A 16,139-nucleotide genomic window follows, 5' to 3' on the forward strand; every position below is an offset into this window, starting at 1 on the left:
CGGCGGTTACCTTTCTCAGGCCGCGTTGCGCACGGCGCGCGTCAGAGAGTCCGCGTGTAGCTGCTCCAGGCGCACGGCCGGCGCGCCGAGGTGGCGGGCCAGTTGCTCGGCCAAACCCAGCCGCACATAGGAGGTTTCGCAGTCGACGACCACGGCGGCCACGCCCTCGGCCACCAACCGGGCGGCCGCGGCGCGACTGCGGCGCAACGGGTCGGTTCCGGCGGTGGCCCGGCCGTCGGTCAGCACCACCACCAGGGAACGCCGGGCCCGGTCGCGAGCCTTCTCCCGGACGATCAGTTCACGCGCGGCGAGCAGGCCCTCGGCGAGCGGAGTCTTGCCGCCGGTATCGAACCGGGCCAGCCGCCGGCCGGCGATGTGCGCCGACGATGTCGGCGGCAACAGCAGCCGTGCCTCCTGCTGGCGGAACGTGATCACGGCGACCTTGTCGCGGCGCTGGTAGGCGTCGCGCAGCAGCGACAGCGTCGCACCGCTCACCGCGGCCATCCGGTCGCGCGCGGCCATCGAGCCCGACGCGTCCACGACGAAGATGACCAGGTTGCCTTCACGCCCCTCCCGGATCGCCCGTCGCACGTCATCCGGCCCCGGGCGCAGCGGGCCCGACCCGGCGCGCTCGGCGGCCGACAGCAGGGTGGCGAACAGGTGCAGCCCGTGTGCGCCGGAACTCGTGTCGTTTCCGTCGGTCGCCGCGATCACGCTGCCGCTGGAGTTGCGGGCGCGCGATCGCCGCCCCGGCGCGCCCGCGCCGACCCCGGGCACCGTCAGCGCTCGGGCGCGGAAGGTCTTCGCTGGCGGCGCGCTGGGACGCGGTGGCCGCGGCTTCGACGGCGCCGATGAGTTCGGCTGCGTTGCAGGGTCTTCCGCGGCCCGACCGCCGCCCGGAGGGTCGGGCTCCGGCTCGCGGTCGTCATCGTCGGCTTGCGCCAGCGCCTCGTCGAGCTGGTCGCGGTCGATGCCGGGGTCGTCGAACGGGTCGCGGCGGCGCCGATGCGGCAGCGCCAGCTCGGCGGCCACCCGGACGTCTTGCCCTTCGACCGACTTGGCCCCACGCCACGCGGCGTGCGCGGCGGCGGTGCGGGCCACCACCAGATCGGCCCGCATCCCATCGACGTCGAACGCCGCGCATACCGCAGCGATGCGCCGTAACTCGTTGTCCGGCAATACCACTTCGCCGACGAGCGCACGCGCGGCGGCGATGCGCCGGGCCAGTTCGGCCTCGGCGTCGACGTAGCGCTCGGCGAATGCGTCCGGGTCGGCCTCGTAGGCCATCCGCTGTCGGACGACCTCCACCCGCACGTCGACGTCACGAGACGCGTGCACGTCGACGGTGAGGCCGAACCGGTCCAGCAGCTGCGGACGCAGTTCGCCCTCCTCGGGATTCATGGTGCCGATCAGCACGAACCGGGCCTCGTGCGAATGCGAGATGCCGTCGCGTTCGATGTGCACCCGGCCCATCGCCGCGGCGTCGAGCAGCACGTCCACCAGATGGTCGTGCAGCAGGTTGACTTCGTCGACGTACAGCACGCCGCCGTGCGCGCGCGCCAACAGTCCCGGCGAGAACGCGTGCTCGCCGTCGCGCAGCACCCGCTGTAGGTCCAGCGAGCCGATCACCCGGTCTTCGGTTGCGCCGAGCGGCATTTCGACAAGGCCGGCGCCCGCGTCACCGGTCGCCTCGGACAGCAACGCCGCCAGGCCGCGCACCGCCGTCGACTTGGCCGTGCCCTTCTCGCCTCGGATGAGCGCACCGCCGATCTCCGGCCGCACGGCGCACAGCAGCAGCGCCAGGCGCAGCTGGTCATGCCCGACGATCGCGCTGAACGGATACGGCTTCACGGTAGCTCCGTCAGGCCCGCGCCCGGCCCGCCCTGCGACGATGCGGTCGGGGTCTCCGCCTGAGGGGGCGGGCGTGGCGGCTTCAGCATCGGCACGTGCGGCACGCCGTCGTCGACGAAATCGTCACCGGCTCGGACGAACCCGTGCTGGGCGTACATGTCGGACAAGTAGGTCTGCGCGTCGATCCGGCACGGGTAGTCGCCGACCTCGGCCAGGGCGGCGCGCAGCAACCGGGTGGTGTGGCCCTGCCCGCGCGCGCTGCGTTTGGTGCACAACCGGCCGATCCGGAATGTCTTTCGGCCGCCGGCGTGCTCCTCCATCAACCGCAACGTGCAGATCACCTCGCCGTCGGGCGTCTCCAGCCAGAAGTGCCGCGTCTCGGCGAGCAGGTCGCGGCCGTCCAGCTCCGGGTACGGGCAGGCCTGCTCCACCACGAACACCTCCACCCGCAACTTGAGCAGCTCGTAAAGGGTCCGGGCGTCAAGGTCTTTCGCCCACGACCGACGCAACGCTTCACTCATGACCGAACCCCCGAATCGGACTTCAACCCCAACACCTCGGTACCCCAGGACCACACCTCGTCGTACAACGCCGGCTCACGGGACAGCTCCACCCCCAGCGACGGCACCATCTCTTTGAGCGTGGGCAGCCAGGATTGATAGCGGCCGGCGAAGCACCGCTGCAACACCTCGAGCATGGCCGACACTGCCGTCGATGCTCCCGGCGATGCTCCCAGCAGCCCGGCGATGCTGCCGTCGGCGGCGGCCAGCACGGTGGTGCTGAAGTCCAGCACGCCTCCCTTGCGCCCGTCCCGCCTGATCACCTGCACGCGCTGACCGGCCACGGTCAGCTCCCAGTCGGAACCCATTGCGCTGGGGGCGAATTCGCGCAGCGCGTGGATGCGATCCGGATCGGACAACCGCAGCTGGTGAATCAAGTAGTTGAGCAGTGTCAGCTGGGTGAGGCCAACCCCGAGCATGGACAGTGCGTTGTCCGGCTTCACCGAGCGGGGCAGGTCGCTGAGGCGGCCGTGTTTCAAGAACTTGGGTGACCAGCCGGCGTACGGCCCGAACACGAGCCAGGATTTGCCGTTGACGAATCGGAGGTCCAGATGCAGCGCGCCGAGCGGCGGGGCCCCCGGTGCCGGGACCCCGTACACCTTGGCCCGGTGCGCGGCGGTGAGCGCGGGATTGTCGGTGCGCAGAAACCGTCCGCCGATGGGGAACCCGGCGAAGCCCCTGACCTCGTGAATGCCGGCCTTCTGCAGCAACGGCAGCGCGCCGCCGCCGGCCCCGACGAAGACGAATTTGGCATTCAGCCGGCGTTTTTCACCGGTGCGCCGATTGCGGATCAGCAGCGTCCAGCTGCCGTCCGATTGCCGGGTCAGGTCGCGGACCTCGTGGCCGAACAACGCGGTGGCACCGCCCTGCACGCAGTGGCCGATGAGCTGTCTGGCCAGCGCACCGAAGTCGACGTCGGTGCCGTGGGGGGCCCAGTTGAGCGCGGTCGGTTCGGAGAAGTCGCGCCTGGCGCCCATGAACGGCAGCCGGCGGGCGAACTCCTGCGGGTCGTCGATGAATTCGGTGCCGGCGAACAGCGGGTTGGGAGCCAGGGCCCGCTGCCGTCGGCGCAAGAACTCGACGCGCTGCGCCCCGCGCACAAAGCTCACGTGCGGGAGCGGGTTGAGGAAACCGGTGTCGGTCAGGATCCCGTTCTCGGCGGCGTAGGCCCAGAATTGGCGGGTCACCTGGAACTGCTCGTTGATGCGCACCGCTTTGGTGATGTCGATCGAGCCGTCCGGATTCTGCGGGGTGTAGTTGAGCTCGCACAGCGCGGAGTGCCCGGTGCCGGCGTTGTTCCACGGACTGCTGCTTTCGGCGGCGACGGCGTCCAGGCGTTCGACGATGGTCATGGACCAGTCGGGTTGCAGCCGCCGCAGCAACGCACCCAGGGTTGCGCTCATGATGCCCGCGCCCACCAGCACGACGTCCGTCCGTGCGGTTCGGGCTAGCGATGACACCTGCTCCTGGTCCTTCCGTCGACTGTGCCGGTTCCCAGGCTATCCCGAGGCAAACCCGGCCCGGACGGCGTGCGCCTCCCTGTGGCCAGCAAAACCTCTAAGCTTGCCTCGTGACTGGCTGGGTGCCCGATGTCCTGCCCGGTTATTGGCAGCGCACCATCCCCCTTGGGCCCGACCCGGTCGGCGAGGGCGAGATTGTCGCGACGCTGATCCGGCGCGGTGAGCCCGCCGGACCCTCCGGTGCGGGTCACGCGGTGCTGGCCGTGCATGGCTACACCGACTACTTCTTCAACACGGCGCTGGCCGAGCACTTCGCCGACCGCGGCTTTGCCTTCTACGCGCTGGACCTGCAGAAATGCGGCCGGTCGCGCCGCGACGGCCAGACACCGCACTTCATCACCAACCTCGACGATTACGACGCCGAACTCGACTACGCCCTGGCGGTGATCCGCGAGCACCACCGACCCGCCAAGGTTTTGGTGTACGGCCATTCCTCCGGTGGGCTCATCGTGTCGTTATGGCTGGACCGGCTCCGCGGTCGCGACGCCGCAGCCCACGCCGGCATCGGCGGTTTAGTGCTCAACAGCCCGTTTTTGGACCTGCACGGCCCCGCGGTGCTGCGTCATTCGGTGACCTCGGCGCTGATCGCCGGCCTGTCCCGGGTGCGCTCCAGGAGGGTGGTCCGGACGCCCACCGAGGGCGGCTACGGCACCACCCTGCACCGCGACTACCACGGCGAGTTCGACTACAACCTGCAGTGGAAACCGGTGGGCGGCTTCCCGATCACGGTCGGATGGCTGCACGCCATCCGCCGCGGCCACGCCCGGCTGCACCGCGGGCTCGACGTCGGGGTGCCGAACCTCATCCTGCGCTCGGACCACACCGTGCGGGAAACCAGCGATGCGGCGTCCATGCAGTGCGGCGACGCGGTTCTCGACGTCACCCAAATTGCCAGGCGGGCCGGCTGCATCGGGAATCACAGCACCATCGTGCCGATCGGCGACGCCAAACACGACGTCTTCCTCTCGCTGCCGCAGCCTCGGCGGGCGGCCTACCGCCAGCTCGACCTCTGGCTGGACCGCTACCTCCACACCGACCGCACCGAGCCCTCTTCGAGGATGGGGTGAGGAGTTGGAGACCTATGACATCGCCATCATCGGAACCGGTTCGGGCAATACCCTTCTCGACGATCGGTTCGCCGGCAAGCGTGCGGCGCTGTGCGAGCACGGCACGTTCGGCGGCACCTGCCTGAACGTCGGATGCATCCCGACCAAGATGTTCGTCTACGCCGCCGAGGTCGCCACGACGATCCGGGACGCGGCACGCTTCGGTGTCGACGCGCACGTCGACCGGATCCGCTGGGACGACATCGTCTCGCGGATCTTCGGACGAATCGATCCGATCTCGATGAGCGGCGAGGACTACCGCCGCGCGTCACCCAGCGTCGACTTGTACGACCAGCACACCCGGTTCGGACCGGTTCAACCCGACGGGCGCTACCTGTTGCGCACGGACGGCGGTGACGAATTCACCGCCGATCAGGTGGTGATCGCGGCGGGGTCCCGCCCGGTCATCCCTCCCGCGATCCTCGACTGCGGCGTCGCCTATCACACCAGCGACACGATCATGCGGATCCCGGAATTGCCCGAGCACCTGGTGATCGTCGGGAGTGGCTTCGTGGCAGCGGAATTCGCCCATATCTTTTCCGCCCTCGGCGTCCGGGTGACATTGGTCATCCGCGGCAGCTCGATGCTGCGGCACTGTGACGACACCATCTGTAAACGCTTCACCCGCATCGTCGCGGCCAAATGGGAACTGCGCACGCACCGAAACGTCGTGGGCGGCACCAACAACGGCTCTGGCGTCGCGCTGCGGCTCGACGACGGGTCGACATTGGACGCCGACCTGCTGCTGGTCGCGACCGGGCGGGTGTCCAACGCCGACCTGCTGGACGCCGAACAGGCCGGTGTCGAGGTCGAGAGCGGCCGGGTGGTGGTCGACGAATACCAACGGACCTCGGCGCGTGGTGTTTTCGCCCTCGGCGACGTTTCGTCGCCATACCAGCTCAAGCACGTCGCCAACCACGAGGCCCGCGTCGTACAGCACAACCTGCACTGCAACTGGGACGACACCGAGTCGATGCTGATGACCAACCACCGCCATGTGCCGTCGGCGGTGTTCACCGACCCTCAGCTGGCATCCGTCGGCCTGACCGAAAACCAGGCCATCGCACAGGGATTCGAGGTCTCGGTCGCGATACACGACTACGGCGACGTCGCCTACGGCTGGGCCATGGAGGACACCACCGGGATAGTCAAGCTGATCGCCGAGCGCAGCAGCGGCCGCCTGCTGGGCGCGCACATCATGGGCCACCAGGCGTCGTCGATCATCCAACCGCTGATCCAGGCGATGAGCTTCGGGCTAACCGCCCACGAGATGGCCCGCGGCCAGTACTGGATTCATCCGGCGCTGCCCGAGGTGGTCGAGAACGCGCTACTCGACCTGGACTAGTGGCGATCGCAAGCGCGGCGAAGCCGGGCGAAGCGGATCGCCACCATTGGCGGAAGCTCAGCGCTTTTGACACTGCGGGCACAGGCCGCGCAGCGTCAGACCCGCCGCCTCGGACAGCGCGAACGAACTGCCCGCCATCGCGTGTTCGAGCGCCGAACTGAGCTGCCGGGCGGGCACCTCGATGATCGAGCCGCATTCGGTACATACGGCGTGGTGGTGTGGCGCGGTGGCCATCCCGTAGGTGGTGACGCCGCCGTCGAGGGTCAACGGGTGCAGCACTCCCTGGCCGACCAGGGTGGTCACCGTGCGATAGATGGTCGCCACGTCGGGAGCGTGTGATCCGTGCGGCAGGCACGCCCGCACCCGCTTGTGGATCTCCGCCACCGGCAGGTGGCCGTCGACCGGCTCGAGCACCGCCAGCACCTGGATCCGCGAGGACATCCGCCGCAGCCCCCGGGCGCGCAGGAGATCGCCGATCCGTGCGGTGGCGGACGGGTCCAGTGCCGGCGGCTTGGGCGTCACCCGTTCAGTGTCGCGCCGCCGCGGTGGGCGCGCCAGTCTTCTGCCGAATTCGCCCCGCACCGGCCCCGGGATTCCTGCAACCCACTTGCATCTGCCTGACGACGGCACATACAGTCGTGCCGGTTGTTGCGTTCCATGCCCGATGCTCGAAGGACCCTGGAGGAACCCAGTGGTCAGTACTGAGTTCGGCCGGCGCCCGTCATGGACGACCAGGCTGCGCAGCGCCCTGACACCGGCGGAGTGGGGGCGGCTGGCATCGATGTCGGCGATCATCGTCGCGCTGCACGTGGTCGGCTGGTTCACCCTGGTGGCTTTCGTGGCCCCGACGCAATTCAGCCTGGGGGGCAAGGCATTCGGGGTCGGCGTCGGGTTGACCGCCTACACCCTGGGAATGCGGCACGCCTTCGACGCCGACCACATCGCCGCCATCGACAACACCACCCGCAAGCTGATGAACGACGGGCAGCGGCCGCTCGCGGTCGGATTCTTCTTCTCGCTGGGGCATTCCACGGTGGTCTTCGCGCTGGCGGTGCTGCTGGCGTCCGGGGTCAAGACGATCGTGGGACCGGTCCGCGACGACTCCTCGAAGCTGCATCACTACACGGGACTGATCGGGACGGGCGTCTCCGGTGTATTCCTCTATTCGATCGCCGTCCTCAACGTCGTCGTGCTGGTGGGTATCCTGCGGGTGTTCGCGCGGGTGCGCCGCGGCGGATTCGACCCGGACACGGACGGGGCCGAACTGGAACGGCAGTTGGACAACCGGGGGCTGATGAATCGAGTCCTCGGCCGCTTCACCAAGTCGGTCACCAAGTCGTGGCACTCCTACCCCGTCGGGCTGCTGTTCGGTCTCGGCTTCGATACCGCCACCGAGATCGCACTTCTGGTTCTGTCGGGCACCAGCGCGGCGGCCGGGTTGCCGTGGTACGCCATCCTGTGTCTGCCCGTGCTGTTCACCGCCGGCATGTGCCTCCTGGACACGATCGACGGCTCGTTCATGAACTTCGCCTACGGCTGGGCATTTTCGAATCCGGTGCGCAAGATCTACTACAACATCACCATCACCGCGCTGTCGGTGGTCGTCGCGTTGCTGATCGGCAGCGTCGAGCTGCTCACGTTGTTCGCCGAGCAGTTCGGCTGGCGGGGCACGTTCTGGAGCTGGATCGGCGGGCTGGACCTGGGCGCCGTCGGCTATTTCATCGTCGGCGCGTTCGTCATCACCTGGGCGGTGGCGCTGCTCGTCCGGCGCTACGGGCGCCTCGAACAGAAGTGGACGCCGTCGTAACGCGAGCCCGGAGAGCGGCTGCGCATCCGGGGCCTTCGGTGTAGAACAGTGCTCATGAGCCTCGCTGCGGCCGGAGTGATCGGCGGTGCATGAACTGTCGCTGTGCGAAGCGATCGCCGGTGTGGTCAAGACGCATGCCGACGGTCGGCACGTCGATGTGGTGCGCGTGCGGATCGGGGCGCTGCGTCAGGTGGTGCCCGAATCGCTCTCGTTCTGCTGGACGCTGGTGCGCGACGCCGAGAACATGCCGGAGGCCGAGCTGGAACTCGAGTGCGTCGGCGCCGAGGTGAGCTGTCGCGCCTGCGGCCGGCGATCGGAGATCACGTCGGCCTGGTCGATCTGGTGCCCGCGGTGCGACAGTTCCGACGTCGAGGTGCTGCACGGCAACGAATTCCTGGTGACGTCGCTGGACGTCTCGTGAAACGCGCTATCCCCGAACGGATTTGACCATGGGAAGATTTCATCGGCATGACGACGGAACGGTGCACACCCACGAGCACGACGATCCGGATCACGAGCACGGCGACCACGGCCAGTACCGGACCGGTAAGCAACGGGTCGACGTGTTGGAGGCGATCTTCGCCGAGAACGATCTGCTCGCCGAAGCCAACCGGGCGGCGTTCGAGGGCAACGGGGTGCGCACGCTGAACCTGATGAGCTCACCCGGATCGGGCAAGACGACCATCCTGCAGGCCACGCTCGACGAGCTCGCCGGCGAGCTTGCCATCGGGGTGATCGAAGGTGACATCGCCACCGATCTCGACGCGGCCAAGCTTCGTGGCCGCGGCGCCCAGATCTCACTCCTCAACACCAGCAACGGTTTTGGCGGCGAATGCCATCTCGACGCGCCGATGGTGAACCGCGCGCTGCCCGGGCTCGACCTGCCCGTGCTGGACCTGGTGATCATCGAGAACGTGGGCAATCTGGTCTGCCCGGCCGAGTTCGACGTCGGCGAGCACGCCAAGGCCATGGTCTACTCCGTAACCGAGGGCGAGGACAAGCCGCTGAAGTACCCGGTGATGTTCCGATCGGTGGATGTGGTGTTACTCAACAAGATTGACTTGGTTCCACACCTGGACGTCGACGTCGACGAGTACATCGCCCACGTGCGCAAGGTCAATGCGACGGCGACCATCCTGCCGCTCAGTGCGCGCACCGGCGCCGGGATGGGCGCCTGGTTCGGCTGGTTGCGACGATTCGCCGCGGAACCGGCGGCCTGACGGGTCCCTTCTTGCAAGGGATTTGCATGATGGCGGCGCCATCGGCCGGGCCGCCGATCGCCGCTCGCTTCGCGAAGAGACTATGCAACGGTTGTCTAATTACTTGGTACCGCAGAATCGTTGACACACCCGGCGGTGAGGAGTAGACCCAAAATCAGCGCTGCGCAAGTGGGCCGACGGTCGACTCCGGCGGCGCAGGAGCCTCAGCCCGGCTCCGGAAAGCTGCAGCATGCCAACAGAAGCAGCAGTCAAAGCAGAAGAAACATTGATCCACGTTCTATGGATCAACGCGGGGCTCAGTTGTGATGGCGATTCGGTGGCGTTGACTGCCGCCACCCAACCCTCTGTCGAAGAGATCGCCCTGGGGGCACTGCCGGGGCTTCCGCAGGTCGCCGTGCACTGGCCGCTCATCGATTTCGAATGTGGGCCCAACGGAGGGGCGGACGACTTCCTCTCGTGGTTCTTCAAAGCCGACCGCGGCGAGCTGGAACCGTTCGTGCTCGTCGTCGAAGGGTCCATCCCCAACGAGAAGATCAAGGACGAGGGCTATTGGTGCGGGTTCGGCAACAACCCCGCCACCAACCAGCCGATGACCACCAGCGAGTGGCTCGACCGGCTGGCGCCCAAGGCCACCGCGATCGTCGCGGTCGGGACCTGCGCCACCTACGGCGGCATCCACGCCATGGCCGGCAATCCGACGGGGGCGATGGGGGTTCCCGACTACCTGGGGTGGGAATGGAAGAGCAAGGCCGGCATTCCGATCGTGTGCGTGCCCGGTTGCCCGATCCATCCCGACAACCTGTCGGAGACGCTGACCTACCTGCTCTACATGGCGACGGGTCAGGCGCCGATGATTCCGCTCGACGATGCGCTGCGCCCTAAATGGTTGTTCGGCAACACTGTCCACGAAGGTTGTGACCGGGCCGGATACTACGAGCAGGGCGACTTCGCCACCGAATACGGATCGCCGAAATGCATTGTCAAACTTGGGTGTTGGGGCCCGGTCGTCAAGTGCAACGTGCCCAAGCGGGGATGGATCAACGGCATCGGTGGCTGCCCCAATGTGGGCGGGATCTGCATCGGATGCACGATGCCGGGCTTCCCCGACAAGTTCATGCCATTCATGGACGAACCGCCGGGCGGCAAGGTCTCCACCACCGCTTCGGGTCTTTACGGCACCGTGATTCGCAATTTGAGGGGTATCACGGCGCGCACCGTCGACAAGGAACCGCGGTGGCGCCACAACGGCAACCAACTCACCACCGGAGCGCGCCGGACCTGGTAGCTCGCTACCGGGTGGGCGCGCTTCGTCTCAAATCTGAGCCTTCGAGCTCAAGAGCCCACAGCGGGAAGAAGAAGTGCGATGACAACCATCATTCCGGAGCCCACCCACGCCAAGCGGGAACCCGGCCAACTGGTCGACATGGCCTGGGACCCCATCACCAGGATCGTGGGCAGCTTGGGCATCTACACCAAGATCGACTTCGAGAACCGCGAAGTCGTCGAGTGCCACAGCACGTCGTCGATCTTCCGCGGCTACTCGATCTTCATGAAAGGCAAGGATCCCCGCGACGCCCACTTCATCACCAGCCGCATTTGCGGCATCTGCGGCGACAACCACGCCACCTGTTCGTGCTACACGCAGAACATGGCGTACGGGGTCAAGCCGCCGCACCTCGGCGAGTGGATCGTCAACCTAGGTGAGGCCGCGGAATACATGTTCGACCACAACATCTTCCAGGAAAACCTGGTCGGGGTGGACTTCTGCGAAAAGATGGTCTCCGAGACGAACCCGAGCGTGCTTTCGCTGGCGGAGAAGACCCCGGCGCCGCACGCCGACGCGCACGGTTACAAGACGATCGCCGACATCATGCGTTCGCTCAACCCCTTCAGCGGCGAGTTCTACCGCGAGGCACTGGTGGTCAGCCGCTGGACGCGAGAGATGTTCTGCCTCATGGAAGGTCGCCACGTGCATCCGTCCACGCTGTACCCCGGCGGGGTCGGCACCGTTGCGACCATCCAGCTGATGACCGACTACATGACGCGGTTGATGCGGTATGTGGAGTTCATGAAGAAGGTCGTGCCGATGCACGACGACCTGTTCGACTTCTTCTACGAGGCACTGCCGGGTTACGAGAAGGTCGGGCTGCGCCGCACCCTGCTCGGCTGCTGGGGCTCCTTCCAGGACCCCGAGGTGTGCAACTTCGCGTACAAGGACATGGAGCGCTGGGGTAACGCCATGTTCGTGACCCCGGGCGTGGTGGTCGACGGCAAGCTGGTCACCCACTCCCTGGTGGACATCAACCTCGGCATCCGGATCCTGTTGGGCAGTTCGTATTACGACGACTGGACCGAGCAGGAGATGTTCGTCAAGACCGACCCACTGGGCAACGCCGTGGACCGGCGCCACCCGTGGAATCAGCACACCAACCCGCACCCGCAGAAGCGGGACTTGGACGGCGGCAAGTACAGCTGGGTGATGTCGCCGCGCTGGTTCGACGGCAAGGACCACCTGGCGCTGGACACCGGCGGCGGCCCGCTGGCCCGGTTGTGGGCCACCGCGCTGGCCGGCCTGGTCGACATCGGCTACGTCAAGGCGACCGGCAACAGCGTCAAGATCAACCTGCCCAAGACCGCGCTCAAGGGTCCGGTCGAGTTCGAGTGGAAGATCCCGAAATACGGCAGCAACACGATCGAGCGCGACCGGGCGCGCACCTACTTCCAGGCCTACGCGGCAGCGTGCGCGCTGCACTTCGCCGAGAAGGCGCTCGGGGAAATCCGGGCCGGACGCACCAAGACCTGGGAGAAGTTCGAGGTGCCCGACGAAGCCATCGGTTGCGGCTTCACCGAGGCGGTCCGCGGCGTGCTCAGTCACCACATGGTGATCCGCGACGGCAAGATCGCCAACTATCACCCGTACCCGCCCACCCCCTGGAACGCCAACCCGCGTGACAGCTACGGCACGCCCGGGCCGTACGAGGACGCGGTGCAGGGTCAGCCGATCTTCGAGGAGAACAGCCGGGAGAACTTCAAGGGGATCGACGTCATGCGCACGGTGCGCAGCTTCGATCCGTGCCTGCCCTGCGGCGTGCACATGTACCTGGGTAAGGGCAAGACCCTGGAGAGATTGCACACACCAACGCAGTCACCCGTCGGGGAGTGATGATCGCGGATCGCCCGGAGGAACCCCTGATGACCTCAGACACAGACGCGCAGTGGCGCACGGCGGGCGATCGAATCCAGACCCTGCTGGATTCCTGCGCGGCGGGCGGGGCGGCCGCGCAGGAGCGCGCCCAGCAGTTGGTCCGGGAAGTGGTCGGGCTCTACGGGGCCGGGCTGGAACGGATCATGCTGCTGGCTCGGGACGGCCAAGGCACTGGCCTGGCCGAGCGGCTGGCCACCGACGACCTGGTGGCCAGCCTGCTCCTTGTCCACGGTCTGCACCCGCACGACGTGCACCGCCGGGTGTCCGACGCACTCGACCGGGTGCGACCGTACCTGGGCTCGCACGGCGGGGATGTCGATCTCATCGAAGTCGACGGCGATACCGTGCGGCTGGCGTTCACCGGCAGTTGCAAGAGCTGTCCGTCGTCGGCGGTGACGCTGGAATTGGCGGTCGAGGACGCGGTGCGCGCCGCCGCACCCGAGGTCGGCTCGATCGAGGTGGTGACCGCCGAAGCCGCGCCCGGGCCGGCCGTGATACCCGCCGATTCGCTGATGTCCCATCTGCATTCGAGTGGCTCGACCTGGTATCCGGTACCCGAGCTGGCCGAGCTGGAGCTCGGCGAGGTGGCAGGGTTCCTGGTCTCGGACACCACGCTGCTGGTGTGCAGGATCGGCGACCTGCCACTGGCCTATCGTGACCACTGTCCGGTGTGTGATGACTCGTTGGCGGGTGCGCGACTGCGCGAGACCCTGCTGGCCTGCCCGCGCTGCGGCACGCAGTTCGACATTGTGCATGCGGGTGCCGGCCCCAACGGGGCCCATCTCGAGCCGCTCCCCGTGCTGCTTCGCGACGGGGTGCCATCGGTAGCGCTGGCCGAACCGATGGGCGCCGGCGCATGACGACCCCGTACGAGGTTCTGACCCGCATCCGCAGCGAGCGGCCGGCCCCCGAACCGGCCGGCGAGCGGTGCGAGATGTGCTCGGAATCGATCGCGGACGCACACCAGCACGTGGTCAATGTGGCTGACCGCCAGCTCATGTGCGTGTGCCGCGCCTGCTATCTGCTGTTCACCGACTCCCGGGCGGAACTCCGCTACCGCGCGGTGCCCGATCGGTATCTGTCATTCCCGGACTTCGCGCTGGATCGCCGCGCCTGGGACGCGCTGCAGATACCGGTGGGCGTCGCCTTCTTCTTCAGAAACTCCGCGCTCGGGCGCACCGTCGCCTTCTACCCCGGGCCGGCGGGCGCATGCGAATCCGAGCTCGCGCTGGACGTCTGGGACGCGCTCAGCGGCGCCGACGCCCGGGTGGGCCTGCTGACCGACGACGTGGAGGCGCTGTTGGTCCGCGTCCCCGAATCCGGTGCGCCGCAGAGCTATCTCGTACCGATCGACGCCTGCTACGAATTCGTCGGTCGGCTGCGCATGCTGTGGCGTGGGTTCGACGGAGGGCAGGAGGCGCGCGAGTTCATCGACGGGTTCTTCTCCCACCTCGAAGCGCGCGCCGTGAGGACGCCGCCGCCATGATGGACGTCGACTTCTCGGTCCTCGACGTGGTTCCCGAGCCGTACACCGTCAGCCCCGTGCTGACCGCACGAGTCGCCATCGACACCGGCGGTAGTGCGGGCGACCCGGTGCACGCGATCGCGTTGCGTTGCCAGGTCCGCATCGAGCCGTTGCGGCGGTCCTACTCCGACGCCGAAGCAGAGGGGTTGCTCGACCTGTTCGGGCCGCGCGAACGCTGGGCGAGCACCCAACGCACCTTTCTCTGGCAGCATTGCACGGCGATGGTGCAGGGCTTCACCGGCAACACGACGGTGGCGCTGCCGCTGGACTGCACCTACGACTTCGAGGTCACCGCGGCCAAATACCTGCATGCCCTGCGCGATGGCGCGCTGCCGCTCCAATTCCTCTTCAGCGGAACTATTTTCGTCAAATCCGAAAGCGGGTTCTCCGTCCAGCAAGTCCCGTGGGACTGTGAAGGCCGCTACGACATGCCGGTCACGGTCTGGCGGCAGCTGATGGCCCAGCACTACCCGAACGCCGGCTGGCTGCGGCTCAGCCACGAAACCATCACCGCCCTGGCCGCCTACAAGTCGGCGCACGGGCTGCTCGACCTCGACCACGCGATCATCGCGCTGCTGGACACGGACCGGGAGACGGCGCGGTGAACGAGGATCGGGCCCGGGCCCGGGCCGTCGCAGACGCGGTGCTTTACGAGGGCTACCTGCTCTACCCCTATCGCGGCACCTCGAGCAAGAATCAGTCACGCTGGCAATTCGGCGTTCTGGGCCCGCCCGGGGCCGCGGAGGCCGGCCTGGGCGAGGACGACACCCTGGCGGCACAGTTCCTGGTCGACGGGGCCGGGGAGCTGACCCTGATGGTGCGATTCCTGCAGCTGCAGCATCGCCGGGCCGAGCGCGAAGTCACCCGAGGGGAATACGAGCCGGTCGACGAGCTCGCCACCCCGGGCGGATCGTGGCTGACCTGGGACGAAGCGGTCGAATGCGAAAGGTCCTTCGGCCCTGTCGCCCTCGACGGCCGGCCGTGGACACTGGCGGTGACGGCGGACGCGGGCACCGATATCGAATTCCTCGATGGCGGGCGGCTCGTGCGGCAACGACGGGAGGTTCGCGGCGTGCTCACGGTCGCCAGCGAGGCGGACGGCGATCTGCGCCGGGTGTCGGTGCGGGTCAGCAACATCGGCGACGGTGCAGCGGACAAGAACGACTCGATCGCGCGATCCATGATCGGAACGCACCTCATCGCCGAACTCGAGGGCGGCCAGTTCGTTTCGCTGCTCGAGCCGCCGCCCGCGGCGGTCGACGCGGCATCCCGGTGCAGCCAGCACCGCTGCTTTCCGGTGCTGGCCGGCCCGCCCGGCACCCGGGACCTGCTGTTGGTCTCGCCGATCATCCTCTACGACCACCCGGACGTCGCCGAGCAGAGCGACACCGCCCTCTATGACTGCACCGAGATCGACGAGATCCTCACCCTGCGCGTGATGACCATGACGGACGAGGAGAAGGCGCAGGCCCGGGCCACCGATCCACGGGCGGCGCGGATCATCGACCAATGTGACGCCATGTCTCCCGACGCGATGGCTCGCCTGCACGGCGTGCTGCGCGATCCCCACGCGATCTCGGGCCTGGTCCCGGAGATCCCCGAGGGGGTCGATTGGTGGGATCCGCTGGCCGACAACGCGGTACGCCCGGAAATCGATGCGGTGCTGGTGAACGGGGTCCGGGTAGCGCGCGGCAGCCGGGTCCGATTGCGGCCGAGGCGCAACGCCGACGCGCAGGACATTTTCGTCGCCGGCAAGACGGCACGCGTCACCTCGGTGCACGAGGACGTCGAGGGCACCAAGCACGTCGCGGTCGTCGTCGAGGACGACCCGGCCGCCGACCTGCATGACTGGTACGGCCGTTACCTGTACTTCTCCCCCGACGAAATCGAGCCTCTGGAAGCTCAACGCAGCCCGGCAAACTCGTGAAAGGAGTCCGAGATGGAGATCCTGGGTTGGATATTCCTCGCGATCATCGCGTTGGTGGTCGCGGTCGGATTGG

General features: G+C 67.7%; 15 protein-coding genes. 11 read left to right on the forward strand and 4 right to left on the reverse strand.

The genetic code is table 11. The features are described 5' to 3' along the window. Positions 1-15: 15 nt before the first annotated feature. From A5750_RS10600 to mqo, 3 genes are read right to left on the reverse strand one after another with little or no spacing between them, the layout of a single operon-like run. A complete protein-coding gene (locus A5750_RS10600) occupies positions 16-1,851 on the reverse strand; it encodes a VWA domain-containing protein (RefSeq protein WP_066946416.1) in 1,836 nt (611 codons plus the stop codon). Further along, positions 1,848-2,372: a GNAT family N-acetyltransferase gene (locus A5750_RS10605; RefSeq protein ID WP_066946413.1), complete on the reverse strand. Its 525-nt coding sequence runs from the start codon at positions 2,370-2,372 to the stop codon at positions 1,848-1,850. The genes A5750_RS10600 and A5750_RS10605 overlap by 4 nt, the downstream gene beginning before the upstream one ends. Beyond that, a complete protein-coding gene (gene mqo / locus A5750_RS10610; protein ID WP_082959085.1) occupies positions 2,369-3,871 on the reverse strand; it encodes a malate dehydrogenase (quinone) in 1,503 nt (500 codons plus the stop codon). The genes A5750_RS10605 and mqo overlap by 4 nt, the downstream gene beginning before the upstream one ends. 110 nt (positions 3,872-3,981) lie before the next feature. Here mqo and A5750_RS10615 point away from each other — a divergent pair, with 110 nt between their 5' ends. Both A5750_RS10615 and mtr read left to right on the forward strand, forming a co-directional pair. Beyond that, positions 3,982-4,998, forward strand: a complete 1,017-nt coding sequence (locus A5750_RS10615) for an alpha/beta hydrolase (protein WP_067262636.1) — start codon at positions 3,982-3,984, stop codon at positions 4,996-4,998. Between the two features lie 4 nt (positions 4,999-5,002). After that, the gene (gene mtr, locus A5750_RS10620; protein WP_066946407.1) at positions 5,003-6,382 is read left to right on the forward strand and encodes a mycothione reductase; all 1,380 of its coding nucleotides are present in this window, start codon (positions 5,003-5,005) and stop codon (positions 6,380-6,382) included. Between the two features lie 57 nt (positions 6,383-6,439). On the opposite strand, the gene A5750_RS10625 is transcribed toward mtr, so the two are convergent. Continuing rightward, positions 6,440-6,904 carry a Fur family transcriptional regulator gene (locus A5750_RS10625; RefSeq protein ID WP_066946404.1) on the reverse strand — a complete coding sequence of 155 codons (465 nt, stop codon included), beginning with the start codon at positions 6,902-6,904 and terminating at the stop codon, positions 6,440-6,442. Between the two features lie 169 nt (positions 6,905-7,073). On the opposite strand from A5750_RS10625, the gene A5750_RS10630 reads away from it, so the two are divergent. The 9 genes from A5750_RS10630 to A5750_RS10670 all read left to right on the forward strand — a co-directional run bounded on the left by A5750_RS10630 (position 7,074) and on the right by A5750_RS10670 (position 16,066). Next, positions 7,074-8,189: a HoxN/HupN/NixA family nickel/cobalt transporter gene (locus A5750_RS10630; protein ID WP_067262640.1), complete on the forward strand. Its 1,116-nt coding sequence runs from the start codon at positions 7,074-7,076 to the stop codon at positions 8,187-8,189. A gap of 85 nt (positions 8,190-8,274) precedes the next feature. Then, complete coding sequence (locus A5750_RS10635) at positions 8,275-8,610, forward strand: hydrogenase maturation nickel metallochaperone HypA (RefSeq protein ID WP_066946399.1); 336 nt, start codon at positions 8,275-8,277, stop codon at positions 8,608-8,610. A 28-nt stretch (positions 8,611-8,638) separates the two neighbouring features. After that, positions 8,639-9,409: a hydrogenase nickel incorporation protein HypB gene (gene hypB, locus A5750_RS10640; RefSeq protein ID WP_066946396.1), complete on the forward strand. Its 771-nt coding sequence runs from the start codon at positions 8,639-8,641 to the stop codon at positions 9,407-9,409. Between the two features lie 229 nt (positions 9,410-9,638). Next, positions 9,639-10,694, forward strand: a complete 1,056-nt coding sequence (locus A5750_RS10645) for a hydrogenase expression protein HypE (RefSeq protein ID WP_066946394.1) — start codon at positions 9,639-9,641, stop codon at positions 10,692-10,694. 78 nt (positions 10,695-10,772) lie between these two features. Beyond that, complete coding sequence (locus A5750_RS10650; protein ID WP_066946391.1) at positions 10,773-12,572, forward strand: nickel-dependent hydrogenase large subunit; 1,800 nt, start codon at positions 10,773-10,775, stop codon at positions 12,570-12,572. A 2-nt stretch (positions 12,573-12,574) separates the two neighbouring features. After that, entirely contained in the window at positions 12,575-13,474 is a 900-nt protein-coding gene (locus A5750_RS10655) for a NifU family protein (protein WP_082959086.1), read from the forward strand. Beyond that, positions 13,471-14,100: a DUF5947 family protein gene (locus A5750_RS10660; RefSeq protein WP_067262646.1), complete on the forward strand. Its 630-nt coding sequence runs from the start codon at positions 13,471-13,473 to the stop codon at positions 14,098-14,100. Before A5750_RS10655 ends, A5750_RS10660 begins: the two co-directional genes overlap by 4 nt. Further along, the gene (locus A5750_RS10665) at positions 14,097-14,744 is read left to right on the forward strand and encodes a DUF6084 family protein (RefSeq protein WP_066946381.1); all 648 of its coding nucleotides are present in this window, start codon (positions 14,097-14,099) and stop codon (positions 14,742-14,744) included. Before A5750_RS10660 ends, A5750_RS10665 begins: the two co-directional genes overlap by 4 nt. After that, entirely contained in the window at positions 14,741-16,066 is a 1,326-nt protein-coding gene (locus A5750_RS10670; protein ID WP_066946378.1) for a hypothetical protein, read from the forward strand. The genes A5750_RS10665 and A5750_RS10670 overlap by 4 nt, the downstream gene beginning before the upstream one ends. The last annotated feature ends 73 nt before the right edge of the window (positions 16,067-16,139 follow it).

Source organism: Mycobacterium sp. 852002-51613_SCH5001154 (genome assembly GCF_001667425.1).
GTDB lineage: Bacteria > Actinomycetota > Actinomycetes > Mycobacteriales > Mycobacteriaceae > Mycobacterium.